Origin of the sequence: Candidatus Thiosymbion oneisti (assembly GCF_900092655.1) — a bacterium.
GTDB classification, from domain to species: Bacteria; Pseudomonadota; Gammaproteobacteria; order Chromatiales; family Chromatiaceae; genus Thiosymbion; species Thiosymbion oneisti.
This window is the reverse complement of sequence record NZ_FLUY01000497.1, coordinates 1-516: the sequence shown is the minus strand read 5'-3', so window position 1 is coordinate 516 and position 516 is coordinate 1. Positions and strand designations below refer to the sequence as shown.

Sequence of the window (516 nt, the reverse complement as noted above, 5' to 3'; positions counted from 1 at the left end):
TGGAGCGTCTGGATTTGCTCCCACGCTGGAGCGTGGGAGCCAGAGGCTGATTTGTGGGGATACTTCAGGGACAGACCACGTAATGTCAAAACCAACGCGAAGATCACGAAGGGTTGCAGGTCAATTTGGCGTTAGGCATGCAAAGCAGGAGGTTTGGCTATGGCATACAGTGATTTTGACTTAAAAAGAGTTAAACAAGAGCTGGGGGTTATACTAACAGAAAAGCAAAATGTCTTTTCTGCCATCAAAAGTATTGATATTTCCTTTACTCTTACTGACATATTAGCAGAAAATATCCCTCTTGCCCGTGCTATTAATACAGAGAAAGCTCGTTCAGAACTTATTATTGCAAATATTCTGGTAGAGGTGCGAAAAATACTTAAGCACAAAGTTAGTTTGTTTTCTGGATCGGAAAACAACTTACTACTCTAGTACCTAATTTCGATCGATTCTGCTAGTTTTGGCGCCGGAGCGTGAAAGCCAAGCGTGTGAGCAAGCAGATACTATGAACTTGCA

1 protein-coding gene is annotated in these 516 nt (G+C 42.6%); it reads left to right on the top strand.

Annotation, left to right across the window (positions count from 1 at the left end; translation table 11 throughout):
- The first annotated feature begins 159 nt into the window (after positions 1 to 159).
- A complete protein-coding gene (locus BQ17_RS04790) occupies positions 160 to 432 on the top strand; it encodes a hypothetical protein (RefSeq protein WP_089724747.1) in 273 nt (90 codons plus the stop codon).
- Positions 433 to 516: the final 84 nt, after the last annotated feature.

Excerpts from the sequence above, each read along its gene's own strand:
- BQ17_RS04790 (WP_089724747.1), top strand. The coding sequence starts at position 160 with ATGGCATACAGTGATTTTGACTTAAAAAGAGTTAAACAAGAGCTGGGG.